This is a genomic window from Mesorhizobium sp. GW821-FHT07A06, assembly GCF_059419085.1.
Genome location: NZ_JBWKRC010000004.1, coordinates 37,730 through 52,551 on the forward strand (window position 1 = coordinate 37,730; position 14,822 = coordinate 52,551).

The following is a 14,822-nucleotide window of genomic DNA, read 5'->3' on the forward strand; positions in this document are numbered from 1 at the left end:
AAAATGGCATTGGGAGGAAGAAGGTGAGCGACTCCGGCCGCCAGCGTCAGATCGTCGAACTGCTGCGGGATCGCCCGTTTGCCTCGGTGCGCGAGCTGCAGGAGCGGCTTGGCGTTTCGGCTGCAACGGTCAGGCGCGACATCGACCGGATCGACGAGGCCGGTGAGGCGCGCAAGGTCTATGGCGGCATCTCGGCGCTCGACGGCGCCTCGCAGGCGGGCATTGCCTATGCCCGGCCCTATGACGAAAACCGCGACCTCGCCGTCGAGGCCAAGCGGCAGATCGCGGCCGTAGCGGCGACCATGGTGCGCGACGGCGACGCCGTGATCGTCCATGGCGGTTCGACCTGCTTCCACCTCGGAGTCAAGCTCGCCGACCGCAACATCCGCCTCTACACCAATTCGATGCCGCTGGCCGCCTATCTCAGCGACCATGGCCATTGCAGCCTCACTGTTGCGGGTGGTGAGCTGCATCGCGAGCCCGGCATCATCCATTCCCTGACCCAGGCAACGCCCTTCTACGCATCGAAATTCTTTCTCGGCGCGCAAGGTCTCAACCAGGAAGGGGTGCTGGAATCGCACCCCCTGCTGGTGCGCTCCATCGCCGACCTCAGCCTCTGTTCCGATCAGATCGTGGTGCTGGCCGACAGTCGCAAGCTGTCGATCCACGCGCGCAATGTCGCGCTGCCGCTGTCGCGCATCGGTACGCTGGTCACCGATGACGGGCTGTCCGATGCCGACGCGCGCATGCTGGAAGATGCCGGCGTCATGGTGCGGATTGCGTCCACTTCGGGGGCGATCCCATGAGGCTGGCGGTGCTCGATTTCGGCAAGACCAATTCGAAGCTGTTCGTCTTCAGCCAGGACGGGCGCATTCTCGACGAGCGCCGAACCCAGCCGAAATGGGCGCGCAAGGACGGGTTCAGCGTGCTCGACGAGGCCGAGCTCCATGACTGGGCACTCGGTGCCGTCACGGACGCCGTCGAAAACCATGGCGTGGAAGGGGTGATGGTGTCCGGCCATGGCTGCACCTTTGCTCTCGTCGATGACGCGGCGCTGACGCATCCGATCCTCGACTACGAGCAGGAGCCGCCGGCCGAAATCGCCGCGCGGATCGATCGCAGCATTCCGGATTTCGCCGAGACGTTCTCGCCTCGCCTGCCGCTCGGCTTCAACTATGGCCGTCACATGCTGTGGCTGCAGGAGGTCGATCCCGATGCGTTCGCGGCGGCGAAATCGATCCTCGGCTATCCGCAATATTGGAGCTGGCGCCTGGGCGGCCGGGCAGCATGCGAAGTGTCCTATCTCGGTTGCCATTCGCATTTGTGGGCGCCGCGCAAACGCGATTTCTCCTCACTGGTCGATGCCCAGGGATGGCGGGGGCGGATGCCGGCCTTCGAGCGCGCCGGCACGGTCATCGGCGAACGGCGCCTTGCAGGCGCGGCGCGGCCGATCGCCATCCACAATGGCGTCCACGACTCGAATGCGGCGCTGCATGCCTATCGCCGGCAGGACCTTGGCCCGCTGACCGTCGTGTCGACCGGCACCTGGGTCATCGTGCTCAATCCCGACTGTCCGCTGGAAGTGCTCGACCGTGAGCGCGACATGCTGGTCAATGTCGATGTCGACGGCGGTCCGGTGCCGACCATCCGCTTCATGGGCGGGCGCGAATTCGCCGTCATCAGCGACGGCTGGCAAGGCGCGATTCCGCATGGCTCGATCCAGCAAGCGATCGACGCCGGCATCATGGCGCTGCCGAGCTTCGCGCCGGGCGGGCCGATGCCGGACAGTGCCGGCCGGCTGGTCGGGCGCACGCCCGATGCCGGAGAACGCGCCGCGGCGGCTCTGCTCTATGTGGCGCTGATGGTCGATCTCTGCCTTGACCTCATCCATTCGCAAAACACCGTTATTGTCGATGGCGGGCTGAACGCCGGCGGCCTGCTTGCGGGGCTCATTGCGCAATTGCGCCCCGGCCAGGCCTTCCTGCAGGGCGCCTCGCTGGAAGGCAGTGCCACGGGGGCCGCGGCGCTCGCCTTCGAGAGCGTTGGGCGCGAATTCGCCGCCGAGGCGCCAGAGGCGGTGTATGCGGCGGGCTTCGGCGGCCTCGCCGGCTATCGCGACGCTTGGCGCGATCGCATTGCCGCGCGGGGCGCCGCCGTCAAGGCTGCGGGCGGTGTACGATGAGCGTGCCGGCGCAGAAACACGCAAGCAGTCATCCAGTGCTGGAGATGCGCCACATCTCCAAGACCTTCGGCGCGATCCGCGCCCTGCACGATGTCTCGCTCACCGTCCATGCCGGCGAGCTGCACGCGCTGATGGGCGAAAACGGCGCCGGCAAGTCGACGCTGATGAAAGTGCTGTCGGGCGCCTATCGGCCGGATCCCGGCGGCGAGATCCTGATCGATGGCGCGCCCGCCGCGACCGGCGATCCGATCAAGGCGCGCGCCGCGGGTATCGCGGTGATCTACCAGGAGCTGTCGCTGGCGCCCAACCTGACGGTGGCCCAGAACATCTTCCTCGGCAACGAGCCGCGGCGCTTCGGCATCGTCGACCGTGACCAGTGCAGCCGGCGCGCGAACGAAATCATCGCGCGGCTCGGCGTTTCCTTCTCTGCGCGTGTCCTGGTCTCCAGCCTGTCGCTCGGCGAGCGCCAGATGGTCGAGATCGCGCGTGCGCTATCGACCAATGCGCGCATCATCGTCATGGACGAGCCGACCACGTCGCTGACCTCGCGCGAGACCGACCGGCTGTTCGAGGTGATCGCGACGCTGAAATCGCAAGGCATCGCCATCATCTACATCAGCCATCGCATGGAAGAGGTCTACCAGCTCGCCGATCGCGTCAGCGTGCTGCGCGACAGCGGCTATGTCGGCACGCTGGAGCGCGCCGACCTCAGCGCTTCGCGGCTGGTGTCGATGATGGTCGGACGCGATCTCTCCGCCTTCTACAAGAAGGATCATCGCCCACCGGACGAGAAGCGCGCGGTCGCGCTCTCGGTGCGCGGCATGTCCGACGGGCGGCTGTTGAAGAACTGTTCGTTCGACCTCCACAAGGGCGAGGTTCTGGCCCTGGCGGGTCTTGTCGGTTCCGGCCGCACCGAACTCGCCCGGCTGATCTTCGGCGCCGACAAACGCATATCGGGCACGGTGGAGCTCGAGGGCAAACCGATCTCCATCGGCTCGCCGCGCGAGGCGCTCGAGGCCGGCATCGCCTACCTCACCGAGGACCGCAAGGAACTTGGCTTGTTCCTCGACATGTCGATTTCCGACAACATCAACATGGGCGTGCTGGCCAGGGACGCGCGGGCCGCCGGATTCCGTGATTTCAGCGCCGCCGACAGGCGTGCGGCAAAAGCGATTACCGACCTGTCGATCCGAACCCGTTCGGCGCAGGCCAATGCGGGCTCGCTGTCGGGCGGCAACCAGCAGAAGGTGCTGCTCGCCCGGCTGCTGGAGACCGAGCCGAAGGTCGTCATCCTCGACGAGCCAACCCGGGGCGTCGATGTCGGCGCCAAGTCGGAAATCTACCGGCTGATCGACAATCTCGCCAACAAAGGCATCGCCATCGTGATGATCTCCAGCGAATTGCCCGAGGTGATCGGCGTCGCCGACCGCGTGCTGGTGATGCGCGACGGCACCATAGCGGGCGAGGTGACTGCATCCGGGGGCGAGCCGCTTCGTCAGGAAGCGATCATGGAACTTGCGACGGGAGCGGCCCAGGAATGACCGACAGAACGACGACGAGCGTGGATCAGGCCGCGGTCAGAAGCCGCCGGCTGCGAACCGCATTTGCCGCACTTGGCATGCTGCCGGTGCTGGTGCTGCTGGCGGCCGGCTTCCAGTTCATCAATCCGCGCTTCCTTACCCAAACCAACCTGCTCATCGTCACACAGCAATCGTCGATCAACATCGTGCTGGCGGCCGGAATGACCTTCGTCATCCTCACCGGCGGCATCGACCTGTCGGTCGGCTCCATCCTCGCCGCCGCGGCGATGGTGGCGGTGCTGGTGTCATTGGTGCCTGACTGGGGTCTCCTCGGCGTGCCGGCGGCCATCCTGGCCGGCCTCGGCTTTGGCCTCGTCAACGGGCTGCTCGTCGCCTATGTCAGGCTGCCACCCTTCATCGTCACGCTGGGTTCGCTGACCGCCGTGCGCGGCATCGCCCGCCTGCTCGGGCAGGACACGACCGTGTTCAACTCCGACCTGCCGTTCGAATTCATCGGCAACGGCTCGCTGTTCGGCATTCCGTGGCTGGTCATCATTGCACTGTCGGTCGTCGTGCTGTCCTGGCTGGTGCTCAAGCGAACGGTGCTTGGCACATGGATTTATGCCGTCGGCGGCAATGCCGAGGCGGCGCGGCTGACCGGCATCAAGGTGCCGCTGGTGCTGCTCTTCGTCTATGGCGTTTCCGGCCTGCTCGCCGGGCTCGGCGGCGCGATGTCGGCGGCAAGGCTCTACGCCGCCAACGGCCTGCAGCTCGGCCAGTCCTACGAACTCGACGCCATCGCCGCGGTCATCCTGGGCGGCACCAGCTTCGTTGGCGGCGTCGGCTCGATCTGGGGCACGCTGATCGGCGGCCTGATCATCGCGGTGCTCTCAAACGGGCTCATCTTGGCCGGCGTCTCGGACATCTGGCAGTACATCATCAAGGGATTGGTCATCATCGTGGCGGTCGCCCTCGACCGCTACCGGCTCCAGGCAGGGGCGAGAACGTGAGTGACCTGGTCGCCGGCTTCAAAGGCCGGCTTGTGTAACGCACCGTGAGAGGCGCGGGGCAATCGGAGGAAGTAAGCGTAATGAAAACCATCGCCAAACTGCTCTGCGGCGCCGCATTCGCGGCCGCCGCCATCGCGCCGGCATCGGCCAAGGACCTCAACAAGGTCGGCATCTCGGTCGGCCTGCTCGGCAACCCCTTCTTCGTCGCCACCATCAAGGGCATCGAGGACGCGGCCAAGAAGATCAACCCGAAGGTCGAGGTGACGTCGGTGTCGGCCGACTACGACCTCAACAAGCAGGTCTCGCAGGTGGATTCCTTCATCGCCGCCGGCGTCGACGTGATCATGCTCAACGCTGTCGACGCCAAGGCGATCGCACCGGCGGTGAAGAAGGCACAGGCGGCCGGCATCATCGTTGCCGCCTTCGACGTTTCGGCGCCGGGGGCCGACGTCACCGTGATGACCAACAACGTCAAGGCCGGCGAGGAAGCCTGCCAGTACCTGGTCGACCACACCGGCGGCAAGGGTGACTACATCATCCTCAACGGCCCGGCGTCGTCGTCGATCCTGGAACGGGTCAAGGGCTGCAAGAACGTGCTTTCTCAGCATCCCGACATCAAGATCCTCTCGGACGACCAGAACGCCGAAGGTTCGCGCGATGGCGGCCTGAAGGTATTCCAGTCGCTGCTCACCCGTTTCGACAAGATCGACGCGGTGTTCGCCATCAACGATCCGACCGCGATCGGCGCGCAGCTCGCCGCCAAGCAGCTCAACCGCTCCGAGTTCATCATCACCGCGGTCGACGGCGCGCCCGATATCGAGAAGGAACTCTCTTCCGGCACCTCGATGATCAAGGCCTCGGCCTCGCAGGACCCCTATGTGATGGCCGGCCAGTCGCTGACGATGGCGGCGGAGTTGCTCGCCGGCAAGAAGCCGGCGGAGGCAACCGTGCTGCTCGATCCCAAGCTGATCACCGCCGAGAACCTGAAGGACTACAAGGGCTGGACCGCGGCCCGCTGATCAGTCCGACACAAGCGCGGCCGGATTGATCCGGCCGCGCCTTCCTCATCGCCGCTAACCCGGAGACGATCATGTCGCGCATCGGAATCCATTCTTTCGTCTGGTCGGCAAGCTCGGCGCAGAGCGAGCTCGAACGCACGCTGGCCAACACCAGGGAGGCTGGCTTCGACCTGATCGAATTCTCCTATCTCGATCCCGCCGACGTCGACATTGGCGGGCTTGCCAAACGTATCGCCGATCTCGGCCTCGGCGTGGCGATCAGCATAGGATTGCCTGGCGACGGCGACATATCGAGCGCCGACAAGGCGGCAGCCGCGCGAGGCGTCGATATCCTCAACGACACCATCGCGCTGACGCGCGACCTTGGTGGCCGCAAGGTCGCCGGGATCCTCTCGACCAGCCACGGCCTGCAGGTCGAAGCGCCGACGCGCGACCAATGGAACCGCAGCGCCGGAACACTGGCCAAGGTCGCCGAGACGGCGAAGGCGGCCGGCGTCACGCTCAATCTCGAGATCGTCAACCGCTTCGAAAGCAATCTGCTCAACACCGCCGCGCAAGGGTTGGCCTTCATCGAGGACACCGGGTCGGACAACATCTTCCTGCATCTCGACACGTTCCACATGAACATCGAGGAGGCCGATGTCGGGCTGGCCATCCGCCATGCCGCAGCCAAGATCGGGTATGTCCATATCGGCGAAAGCCATCGCGGCTTCCTGGGCACCGGCAACATCGACTTCGCCGCGATTTTCGATGCACTGACGGCAATCGGCTACGCCGACGATCTCAGCTTCGAATCCTTCTCCTCGGAGATAGTCGATGAGAACCTGTCGAAGAAAACCGCGATCTGGCGCAATCTGTGGACCGACAACATGGCGCTTGCCAAGCATGCGCGCGCCTTCATCGGTCTCGGTTTGGAAACGGCGCGCCGCAAGGCTGAACTCGTCTCGGCCCGGCACAAGCCGTAGCGCGGGAGCGGGCAGCAGGGCGTTCCAAGCTGGGTTACCCGATGCGGAAACGCCGCTGGTTCCCCAGGCATTTGCATTGCTCCCGTCATGCGCATCGGCTATCCGACCTCTCGGACAGATGAAGCAAAAGGAGCCAGGCATGACGAACAAGACGATCCTGAAATTCGGCCCCGTCGAACACGCGGAAGCCGGCGACCTGCCTGGCTGGATCGCGGTCGAGGGCCAGCCGACCATGCAGACCGCCGTCCAGCACACGACCGCGGACGGCAAGGTGATATCGGGAACCTGGCGGGCGTCGCCCGGCACCTATCACGCGACCTACACCGATTACGAGTTCGTGCACATGATCGCCGGGCGCATCATCATCACGCCGGATGGCGGCACGCCTGTCGAAGTGGGCCCTGGCGATGCTTTCGTCGTGGAAGCCGATTTCAAGGGAACCTGGAAGATCATCGAGCCGGTGACCAAGCATTTCGTGGTCAGGGTTGGCTGAGCCAGCCTGATCGAAGTTGCGGCATGAGAGGCCCGCCATGGCGAACCATGGCGGGCTTTTCCTTGCCGGCTTGACGGGCTGCCTCGCTTGGGCATGCGGACGCCGTGCCTCTCATGACACGCGTCGCCATCGTACGGTCCGTACAGGACGATGCCTGCTTCGACTACGTCATCGGCAAGGCCGAGCGTTGGAGAAGGCTTGTTTGCGAGCTCGTGAAGTCGCCCAGGAAAACGCACATCGGCAACGGACTGCCGTTGCCGGAGCATGCTCGAGACCTATATCCGCTAGCGCATTTGTGACCGAACGGGCCCCCAAATTGCCTGTCGTGGTGGAGGCAATCGCGTTCGGTCGTGCCACCCGCAGCGAGAGGATACCGATATGACAAGGTTCAATTCCACGGTCAGGCTGATGGCCGTGACGGCCTTGATGGTTCTGCATCAGGGGTTGGCAATGGCGCAGATGCCTGCGCAGCAGCCGGACGCCAAGTCGTTCAAGCTTGGCGAGCTTGACATTATCGCCTTGCACGACGCCCAGTTCGTGAAGCCAAACGATGGCACGACCTTCGGCCTCGATCACAGCCCCGCGGAAGTCGGCGAATTGCTCAAGGCCGCGGGGGCTCCGGCTGACGCCATCACGCTGAGCGTCGATGCCTTGCTGGTGAAATCAAAGGACAGCGTTGTGCTGATCGACACTGGGGTCGGCGGCGCGCTGCAGGACAGCCTGTCCAAGGCCGGGGTGAAAGCAGGTGACGTCAGTGAAATATTGATCACCCATTCTCACCCCGATCATATCGGAGGACTGGTCAAGGATAGGCAACTCGCTTTCCCCAACGCCACGATACGGATGTCGGACGTGGAGTGGAATTTTGCCAAGTCCAACAAGGCAGTGGCCGATATCGTCAAGGTGATCGCCGATCACGTGAAACCGTTCAAGGCCGGCGCCCAGATGGCCCCCGGCATCACCTCGGTAGCGCTCAAGGGCCATACGCCAGGCCATGTCGGCTATCAGATCAAGTCCGGAAAAGAACGGCTTTTCGATATCGGCGATACCGTGCACAGTTCGATCCTCTCGCTCGCCAGGCCCGACTGGGCGGTGGCCTTCGACGGCGACAAGCCGGAGGCGGAACACAACCGGGCCAAGACTTTGGCGACACTGGCCAAGGACCACGAAATGATCTTTGCGCCACATTTCCCCTTCCCGGGTGTCGGATATATCGAGAAAGACGGCGATCACTTCAAATGGGCGCCGAGCGACAAGCCTCAGTAGGCTTCCGGTCCTTGGTCAAAGAGGGTTATGGCGCGGTGACTTGGAGCGGCAGCTGTCTGCCCATTGGCGCGCTGAAGGAGCAACCATCGCCTTCGAGAATGCGCCATCCGCGCGATCCTGTATTTGGGTCGTGACGAAATAGACGCGAATACCGGCTGAGGCCAAGTTGTGCGGTCCAGGCACTACATTTGGCTCGACAGTCGCCACGGGCGACAAACAGGTCTTGAAGCCGGGCCTCGTTACTGCCGTTCAGTTCGAGCTGGCCGGAGGGTGCGCGCCCAATCTCAGAGCAGCCGTCCCAGGAGGGCGATCAGCTCACTCTGCTTATGGGTGTCGGTCTTCTGAAAGATTGCCTTCAACCTATGCCTGGCCGTTTCTGAGGCGATCCCCAGCATATCGGCGGCTTCCTTTGGTGAATGGCCAAGCAAGAGCACTTCGCACAGCCTCTGTTCGGCGGGTGTCAGACCGAAGGCATGGGCCAAATCGGCTATCGTGGTGGCTTCGGCCGGCGTCGACAGGTTGCGCACGATGAGCAGAAAGAGCGGGCCGCCCGAAAAGAGGGAACGAAACCCGGACACGCCAGGAAGGCGCACAATGCCGATCTGATGCGCGTTATCGGCAAAGAAAACCCGTGTCGTCGCGTCCGGCTCCAGGCCTGCCGCCAAAAGCCTGAGCGTATCCGCCAGCCAGCCATTAATGTCGCTTGCCAGGATGGAAAACTTGCCCTCCCGCATCGAAACCACTTTGCAGCGCTGGAATTCACTCTCCGCCCGTGCGTTTGCTTCCGTGACCGTCAACTGCTCGTCGACCACGCATGCGATGTCGCCGGGGCGCGAGACGATCGCCGAAGCCGATCTCTCGCGGTCCAAGGTCTGTTCGAACAGACGCGCTGCTTCCATGGAGCGGAGCAGGGGCCTGTTGATGCCGCGCAGCAGTTCCGCCACTGGCTCGTCATAGCGGCGGGCACGGGTGACGCTATAATGTACCCCGACAGCCGCCAGGTTCTCGCAACTCGCCTCCAGAATGATCGCCGCCCCCGCGCGCATTTCGGGATCAAGCCAATCGTAGAACTCCGTATGGCTGAAGCTGCCGGACGGGCAGTCGCGCTCGCTGACGAGCACCGTGCCGGACGGCACGGAACGCATGGGCCGAATCCATGGATTCAAGGTGCAATAATGCGCCCGATAGCTGGACTCGTCATCCGGGTCCATGTTCAGGACGCGGTCATAGTCGACCCTGTTCCGGCGCAGGTTGAAACGCTGGAACACGATGCAGGTACCCGGCAGCGCAGCGCCAAGCTGCTCGACAAAATCGTCCCACGCGCTCGGGTCGAAAACGGCGCGGTCGGCCGTTTCGGCAATCCGGGCGGACGTCTCGGTTATGAATTTCCCGTCAAATACGATATTCTGCAATTTGCTCCCCCAAGCCATCCTAATTTCATCATACGGATGGTAAAAATCAAGGGCGGCGGTCAGGTTCGTTCAGGACGAACCGCAGCCTGCAAACTCCATATGATTGTTGTGCAGCCCGGCAAGGTCTGCCGCCGCACCAGTCCAAATCGGGAGCACGATTTGCAGCTGTCACCCCCATTTGGGTGTTGATGGTCCCTATCCGTGTTGCGAGAGGGGTAAGCGGTATTGGCTCTTCCAATTGGGGGCGGGAGGTCTGTTCTCCGGCCGCAGATGGACTTGGCAATACTGAACCGGGCACAGTGGGGGCAGCAGTGAAATCAGCGATTTTCATTTCTTCGCGCGCCAGGGCGTCCGGCCTGCGCTGCACAACGTCGTTGCTGAGCATGGCGGTGGCCATTGCCGCCACGGGTGCGGCTTCCGCGCAGCAGCTGCCGTCCGGCGGCACGGTGACCTCCGGTTCGGCGACAATTTCGCAATCAGGTCCCAACCTGCTTGTCACGCAGACGTCGCGGAACGCCATCCTGTCGTGGCAGAGCTTCTCCATTGGCGGCTCGGCAAGCGCGCATTTCGAAAACGGCACGGGGGCCACGCTCAATCGGGTCACAGGCAATTTGCCCTCGTCCATAGACGGCTCGCTCACCGCGACCGGCTCGCTGTACCTGATCAACCCGGCAGGCGTCGTGGTCGGCACCAGTGGCATGGTGCGCACCGGCGGCTCGTTCATCGCCTCGACGCACGACACGACCGACGCCGATTTCCTCGATGGTGGCGGCCTCACCCTCAAGGGAGACAGCAAGGCCGGCGTCGTCAATCGCGGTGCAATCGTCTCGCAATCCGGCGATGTCGTGCTGACGGCGCGCCGCGTCGAGAACGCCGGCGATATGTACGCGCCCAATGGTTCGGTCGGGCTGCTCGGCGGCTACGAGGTCGAACTGCGCGACACGTCGCTGGCGGACGGCAAGTTCGCCGTCAAGGTCGGCGGCAGCGACACCGAAGTCGTCAACAGTGGATCGATCCGCGCCGCCGAGGCCGAGTTGCGCGCCAACGGCGGCAACGTCCAGGCTCTCGCCGGCAACACCGGGAAGATCATCAAGGCGACCGGGGTGAAAAAGGTCGGAGGCCGCGTCTTCCTGACCGCCGGCGACGGCGGCTCGGTGACGGTCACGCAGCGCGTCGTTGCGCGCCGCGCCGTCCAGCCGGCGCAAAAGGCCGTGGTCGCGGCACTTCCCGACTTCGGGCCGCTTCCTGCCGCACGGCCGGACTTTTCCGGCGGCGAGGTGCATGTGGCCGGCGGCACGGTCAGCCTCGGCGGAGCGATCGACACGGCGGGGGCGGGCGGCGAGGGCGGAACGATCACGGCGACGGCGGCCGGCGGCACGCTTTCGCTGTCCTCGATCGCGGCGCTCGACGCCTCGGGCGACAGCGGCGGCCTGATCCTGCTGGGCGGCGACTACCATGGCGGGGCGGACCCCGCCACCCGCCATCTCGGCACGACGCTGGCCAGGGCCGCGTCTGTGACGGTCGACGCCGGGGCGACGATTGCCGCGAACGGCACAGCGGGTAACGGCGGCAAAGTCGTGGTCTGGTCGGACGGGAAGACGGACTTCGCCGGCACGATCAGCGCCACGGGCGGCGGCGCCGGCGGTCACGGCGGCAACGCCGAGGTGTCCGGCAAGGCCGTGCTCGCCTATACCGGCTTCGCCGACCTCTCCGCCGCGAACGGCTCCTTCGGCACGCTGTTGCTCGACCCCTACAACGTCACCATCTCCAGCGGTACGGACAGTCTGGGCGGCGGACCGGGCTTCACCGCCGGCGCCAACGACAGCGTCATCAATGTGGCGACGTTGCAGGCCGCGCTGGCCGGCGCCAACGTGGTCGTCTCCACAGGCTCCGGCGGCGGCCAGGCCGGCGACATCACCGTGGCGGCACCGGTCAGCTGGTCGAGCGGGTCGACGCTGACGCTCGACGCCTATCATTCCATCGCCATCAACGCGCCGATCACCATCGCCGGCGCGGGCGGGCTCAGCCTCGTCACCAATCACGGCGGCAGCGGCGGCACGCTGTCCTTCGCCGGCGGCGTGCAATACACCGGCACGCCGGGCAGCGGCCAGTCGCTCGCCATCAACGGCCAGTCCTACACGCTGCTCTACTCCATGAGCGATTTGCAGGGCATAAACAATGGGCTGAACGGCACGTATGCGCTGGCGAGGTCACTCGATGCGACGGGCCTGACCGGCTGGGTACCGCTCGGCACGAATGGTGCCGGAACAATATTGAACAGCAACCACGGCTTCGCCGGCACCTTCAACGGCCTCGGAAACACCGTGAGCAACCTGAATGTTGATATCGGCAACAACAACTTTGCCGGGCTGTTCGGCTATTCCAGCGGGACCATCAGTGACATCGGTCTGAACGGCGGTTCCGTTAAAGGAGCCAATTTTGTCGGCGGGCTAGTCGGGTACCAGGGTGGCAGCATCACGCGAGCCCATGCAACCGGCCAGGTCACAGGCGGAGACAACATCGGCGGATTGGTCGGGTACCAGGGGAGTGGCAGCATCACGCAAGCCTATGCGACCGGTCAGGTTACAGGCGGAAACAACATCGGCGGATTGGTCGGGTTTCGGGGTGGTGGCAGCATCGCTCAAGTCTACGCCACCGGTTCGGTCAAGGGCACTGACTCTGTCGGCGGGCTGGTCGGGGTTCAAACTTACGGGGTCATCGCCCAAGCCTACGCGACTGGCTCGGTTAAGGGCACTGAGTATGTCGGCGGGCTGGTCGGGATGCAATATGGCAACATCTACCAAGCCTACGCCACCGGCAATGTGAGCGGCAGTTACGCTGTCGGTGGGCTGGTTGGAGAGCAGCGGGACGGCGACGGCCGCATCGAGCAAGCCTACGCCACCGGCATGGTAACGGGCACCAGCAACGCAGTCGGCGGGTTGGTAGGGAGTCAGTGGGACGGCAGCATTATCACTGACAGCTACTTCGACAACTTTTCGACGGGACAATCCCTGGGTGTCGGGGACGGTTCTCAGGCCGGTATCACCGCCGTCACCAGCGATCCGATGCAGGCCGGAGCGGTGAACTACGCCTACAAACAGCCCGCCTATTCCGGCCTGAGCTTCACCACGACGCCTGGCGACAGCGGCTGGTACATGATCGACGGCCAGACCCGGCCGTTCGGGGCGTGGGAATATTCCACCACCATCGTCAACGGCCACCAGCTGCAACTCGTCAACATGGACCTGAACGCCAGCTACCGGCTGGCGCGAAGCATCGATCTCGGCCCCGACCTCGCCTCCGCGATCGCCAACGGCAGCACCACCTATGCCGGCATGTGGCGTCTGGGCAGTTTCGTGCCGCTCGGGACGGACGGTGCCGGAACAAGGCTGAACAACAGCAACGGGTTCGCCGGTTCTCTCACCGGGCTCGGCAACACCATCGCCAATCTGACAGTCGACATTGGCGGCAACGACTACGCCGGGCTGTTTGGTTATTCGAGCGGCCGCATCAGTGACATCGGCATGGTTGGAGGGGCGATCAACGGCAGGTTCTCGATTGGCGGGCTGGTCGGAGAACAATTTGGCGGAAGTATCGCCCGGGTTTTCACTACCGGTTCGGTCAGCGGCGACTTCGATGTCGGTGGGCTGGTCGGCTTCATGAACTATGGCAGCATCAGCCAAGCCTACGCCACCGGATCGGTCCGTGGTGTTGGTGCATATTACAGCGGCAGTGGCTCCGTGGTAGGCGGGTTGGCCGGGAATTTGCGCGTTGTTGATGTCAGTCAAGTCTATGCCACGGGTGCTGTTAGCGGCATGAATGAAGTCGGCGGATTGATTGGAAGGCAAGAAGGCAGCAGCATCGATCGAGCCTACGCCACCGGTTCGGTCAATGGCGGTTACTATCTCGGTGGGCTAGCCGGGATTAGCTTTAGCGGTAGCCTCACGCACGCCTATGCGACCGGTCAAGTGACCGGCACCGCCTTCGTTGGCGGGTTGGTCGGGTACCAGTCCAGCGGTAGCATACTGCAAACCTATGCGACAGGGACAGTCACAGGTGCCACTGACGTTGGCGGGTTGGTCGGGTATGAGGCTGGCGGAACCATCGTCTCCAGCTACTTCGACACGGATGCGACGGCGCAGACCCTCGGCGTAGGCACCGGCTCGCAGGCAGATGTCACCGCCCTGAGCAGCGGGTCCGGAGGTGCTTTCGTCAAAGCCAACTACGCTGGCTTCGACTGGACCGTATGGGCGCCGCCCGCTGCGGCGGCAGGCAGTTCGCCGGCCTATCGTCCTGAACTTTACGGTGTTTCAGGCGTTGTCGGCGTCGAGGTCACCAGCAGCGGTTCCCAGACTTACGGCGAAACAAACCCGGACTATTCAAGTGCCGTAACCTATCTTGGCCTTGGATACTGGAATTCGATGGCAGTGCCGATTCAAATCTCCAGCAATGCAACGGCACAAAGCGATGTCGGTTCCAACTACAGCGTAACCGCGAGCGGCGGGGCTGCCGTGCGCACACAAGGTGGCGCAGCCCGGCTTGTCTATTTGTCGGATACGGGAACATTTAGCGTCACACCCGCTACGCTGACGGTGGCGGCGAACACGGCCTCGAAGGTCTACGGCAACCTCGACCCGACGCTCGGCTACACGGTGAGCGGTTTCAAGCTCGCCGACAACGCCTCACTGCTGACAGGAACCTTGAGTCGGGCGGCGGGCGAGAACGTCGGCTCCTACGCCATCGGCCAAGGCAGCCTCTCGGCCGGCGGCAACTACACCATCGCCTATACCGGAGCCAACCTTGCCATCACTCCGGCGACGCTGACGGTGGCGGCGAACACGGCCTCGAAGGTCTATGGCGCCCTAGACCCGACGCTCGGCTACACGGCGAGCGGCTTCGTCAACTCCGACAACGCCACATTGCTGACTGGCGGCTTGAGCCGCGATGCCGGCGAG

10 protein-coding genes are annotated in these 14,822 nt (G+C 64.2%); 9 read left to right on the forward strand and 1 reads right to left on the reverse strand.

Annotated elements, in window-relative coordinates; translation table 11 throughout:
• Nucleotides 1-23 precede the first annotated feature (23 nt).
• The 8 genes from AC07SZ_RS14425 to AC07SZ_RS14460 all read left to right on the forward strand — a co-directional run bounded on the left by AC07SZ_RS14425 (nucleotide 24) and on the right by AC07SZ_RS14460 (nucleotide 8,455).
• Nucleotides 24-806, forward strand: coding sequence for a DeoR/GlpR family DNA-binding transcription regulator (locus AC07SZ_RS14425; RefSeq protein ID WP_494914761.1), 783 nt, complete (start codon nucleotides 24-26; stop codon nucleotides 804-806).
• Nucleotides 803-2,182 carry an FGGY-family carbohydrate kinase gene (locus tag AC07SZ_RS14430; protein ID WP_056575969.1) on the forward strand — a complete coding sequence of 460 codons (1,380 nt, stop codon included), beginning with the start codon at nucleotides 803-805 and terminating at the stop codon, nucleotides 2,180-2,182. Before AC07SZ_RS14425 ends, AC07SZ_RS14430 begins: the two co-directional genes overlap by 4 nt.
• Complete coding sequence (locus tag AC07SZ_RS14435; protein ID WP_494914763.1) at nucleotides 2,179-3,723, forward strand: sugar ABC transporter ATP-binding protein; 1,545 nt, start codon at nucleotides 2,179-2,181, stop codon at nucleotides 3,721-3,723. Before AC07SZ_RS14430 ends, AC07SZ_RS14435 begins: the two co-directional genes overlap by 4 nt.
• Nucleotides 3,720-4,712: an ABC transporter permease subunit gene (locus AC07SZ_RS14440; protein WP_056575973.1), complete on the forward strand. Its 993-nt coding sequence runs from the start codon at nucleotides 3,720-3,722 to the stop codon at nucleotides 4,710-4,712. The genes AC07SZ_RS14435 and AC07SZ_RS14440 overlap by 4 nt, the downstream gene beginning before the upstream one ends.
• An 80-nt stretch (nucleotides 4,713-4,792) precedes the next feature.
• Nucleotides 4,793-5,731 (forward strand): ABC transporter substrate-binding protein, encoded by a 939-nt coding sequence (locus AC07SZ_RS14445; RefSeq protein ID WP_494914765.1) that lies wholly within the window; start codon nucleotides 4,793-4,795, stop codon nucleotides 5,729-5,731.
• Between the two features lie 71 nt (nucleotides 5,732-5,802).
• Nucleotides 5,803-6,696, forward strand: coding sequence for a sugar phosphate isomerase/epimerase family protein (locus tag AC07SZ_RS14450; RefSeq protein WP_494914767.1), 894 nt, complete (start codon nucleotides 5,803-5,805; stop codon nucleotides 6,694-6,696).
• 139 nt (nucleotides 6,697-6,835) lie between these two features.
• Nucleotides 6,836-7,189 carry a cupin domain-containing protein gene (locus AC07SZ_RS14455; protein ID WP_056576558.1) on the forward strand — a complete coding sequence of 118 codons (354 nt, stop codon included), beginning with the start codon at nucleotides 6,836-6,838 and terminating at the stop codon, nucleotides 7,187-7,189.
• Nucleotides 7,190-7,567: 378 nt separating this feature from the next.
• Entirely contained in the window at nucleotides 7,568-8,455 is an 888-nt protein-coding gene (locus AC07SZ_RS14460) for an MBL fold metallo-hydrolase (RefSeq protein WP_494914769.1), read from the forward strand.
• A gap of 284 nt (nucleotides 8,456-8,739) precedes the next feature.
• Here AC07SZ_RS14460 and AC07SZ_RS14465 read toward each other — a convergent pair whose 3' ends face one another.
• Entirely contained in the window at nucleotides 8,740-9,867 is a 1,128-nt protein-coding gene (locus tag AC07SZ_RS14465) for a helix-turn-helix transcriptional regulator (RefSeq protein ID WP_494914770.1), read from the reverse strand.
• Nucleotides 9,868-10,178: 311 nt separating this feature from the next.
• On the opposite strand from AC07SZ_RS14465, the gene AC07SZ_RS14470 reads away from it, so the two are divergent.
• On the forward strand, nucleotides 10,179-14,822 hold a 4,644-nt coding region (locus AC07SZ_RS14470), incomplete at its 3' end, for a beta strand repeat-containing protein (protein ID WP_494914771.1).

Coding starts and splice junctions, on each gene's coding strand:
- AC07SZ_RS14460 (WP_494914769.1), top strand. CDS start 7,568: ATGACAAGGTTCAATTCCACGGTCAGGCTGATGGCCGTGACGGCCTTG.
- AC07SZ_RS14430 (WP_056575969.1), top strand. CDS start 803: ATGAGGCTGGCGGTGCTCGATTTCGGCAAGACCAATTCGAAGCTGTTC.
- AC07SZ_RS14445 (WP_494914765.1), top strand. CDS start 4,793: ATGAAAACCATCGCCAAACTGCTCTGCGGCGCCGCATTCGCGGCCGCC.
- AC07SZ_RS14435 (WP_494914763.1), top strand. CDS start 2,179: ATGAGCGTGCCGGCGCAGAAACACGCAAGCAGTCATCCAGTGCTGGAG.
- AC07SZ_RS14455 (WP_056576558.1), top strand. CDS start 6,836: ATGACGAACAAGACGATCCTGAAATTCGGCCCCGTCGAACACGCGGAA.
- AC07SZ_RS14450 (WP_494914767.1), top strand. CDS start 5,803: ATGTCGCGCATCGGAATCCATTCTTTCGTCTGGTCGGCAAGCTCGGCG.
- AC07SZ_RS14440 (WP_056575973.1), top strand. CDS start 3,720: ATGACCGACAGAACGACGACGAGCGTGGATCAGGCCGCGGTCAGAAGC.